This window comes from Kitasatospora sp. NPDC004240 (assembly GCF_053603215.1).
Map to the genome: position 1 here is coordinate 1 of NZ_JBSGFD010000433.1, position 1,940 is coordinate 1,940.

The 1,940-nt window shown below is 73.5% G+C and carries 2 protein-coding genes; both read left to right on the plus strand.

Going from position 1 to position 1,940, the window contains the following annotated elements:
• The coding region (locus ACWEQL_RS42325; protein WP_452156939.1) for a TetR/AcrR family transcriptional regulator at nt 1-663 on the plus strand (663 nt) is incomplete at its 5' end.
• 219 nt (nt 664-882) lie between these two features.
• Nucleotides 883-1,566, plus strand: a complete 684-nt coding sequence (locus tag ACWEQL_RS42330) for a ribonuclease HII (protein WP_452156941.1) — start codon at nt 883-885, stop codon at nt 1,564-1,566.
• Nucleotides 1,567-1,940: the final 374 nt, after the last annotated feature.

Below are 1,940 nucleotides of genomic sequence, written 5' to 3' on the forward strand. Positions count from 1 at the left end.
GGGCTGCGGGCCGCGGTCGTGCGGTCGGCGGCCGACTGTCCGGTGCGCGTCGCGGCCGAGGTGTTGACCCGGCCCGCCCGGCGGCGTGGGAAGGTCCTGGAGGCCGCGATCTTCGAGGCGGCCCTCGACCAGCTCACCTCCGGCGGGTACGCACGGCTGACGATGGAAGGCGTCGCCAGTGCAGCCCGGACCGGAAAGGCCGCGCTCTACCGGCGCTGGGCCTCGAAAACCGAACTGGTCATCGACGCCTTGGACTCCACTCTGCCACGCCCCTCGGAGACCCCGGACCTCGGGTCCGCCCGTAGTGAATTGCTGCTGCTCATCACGCGTTTCACCAACTCCGTACACTCACGGGCGGGTAGCGCCATCCATGTGCTGATGGCCGAGCTCGACCATCAGCAGGCCGCGGTCTTCAAGGACTTCATCACCGCCCGGGTGCTCGAACCGACCACCGTCACCATCCTCGACATCCTGCGCCGGGGCGAGGAGCGCGGCGACGTCCGCCCGGGCGCGGCCAACCCGTTGGTCGCCGACGTGATCCCGGCCATGCTGCTCTACCGGGTCAAGGCCTGCGGTCAGGAGTCCATGGGGCCGGACTTCGCGGCCCAGCTGGTGAACGAGGTCATGGAGCCGATGATCCGGAACCACGGGGTCGCGGACTGAGGGGCGGGGGCGGGGCGGGTCTGGCTGAGGGGCGGGCCGGGCTGAGGAGCGACGGGCTGGGCTGGTGGGCCTGTGCGGGTCGGGGCGGGGCCGGAGGTGGGCAGGACCGGCGCCGTCCGGGGCGGGGCCTGCACCGGTCGGTGCAGGATCCGGAGCCGGTCGGGGGCGGGGTGGCCGGGGCTTAGGCTGGAGGTTGCCCCCAGCTGAACGGACACCGCGATGCCCATCGTCCCGCCGACGCACTCCGTCGAGCGCTCCCTGCGCCGGGCCGGCGCCCGGATCGTCGTCGGCCTCGACGAGGTGGGCCGCGGGGCCTGGGCCGGCCCGGTCACCGTCGGCGCGGCCGTCACCGGGCTGCGCCGACCGCCGGAGGGCCTGACCGACTCCAAGCTGCTCACCGAACTGCGCCGCGAGGCCCTGGCCCCGGTGCTGGCCGAGTGGGTCACCGCGTACGCGCTCGGCCACGCCTCCTCGCAGGAGTGTGACGAACTCGGCATGACGGCGGCCCTCCGGCTCGCCGCGGTACGGGCCCTGGAGGCGCTGCCGGTGGAGCCCGACGCGGTGATCCTCGACGGCAAGCACGACTACCTGGGCGGCCCCTGGCGGGTCCGGACCGTGATCAAGGGCGACCAGTCCTGCGTCTGCGTCTCCGCCGCGTCGGTGCTCGCCAAGGTCCACCGTGACGGCCTGATGGCCGAACTGGGTGAGGCGCACCCCGAGTACGGCTTCGCCGACAACGCGGGCTACCCGTCCCCGGTGCACCGCGCCGCGCTGGAGGAGCTCGGTCCGACCGAACAGCACCGGCTCTCCTGGGCGTTCATGGACGGGCTGCCGCGATGGCGTCACCTGAAGCGGGAGCGCGAAGCCGCGCCGGCCGACGAACAGCTGACACTGGGCTTCTGACGCAGGACCCCGCCGACAGAGGGCCCGTGGCGACAACGGGCTTCCGGTGCCGGGCTTCTGACGGTCGGTTTCTGGTGATCGGTCGGCTTTCGGGTGGGGGCGGGTACGGTTCGGGGTGCCCGATGGGTGGGGCGCCCGTGCGCATCCGACCGGCATTTGATAGATATCCGGGTATGCCTGTCTTCCCCGAGGAGCCGGAGATTCATAAGAGCCTCCCGGGCCCCGGCGTTCCCTTCCCCCGCGAGTCGGACGCACAAGCCCTTCGCACCCCCGCCGCCGGCAGCCCGGCCGCCACATCCACGACCACCGCCACCGCAGCCCCGGTGCCCGGCCAACGTCCCGCGCCGCCGCGCGCCGGCCGGCCGGGCCCGCCG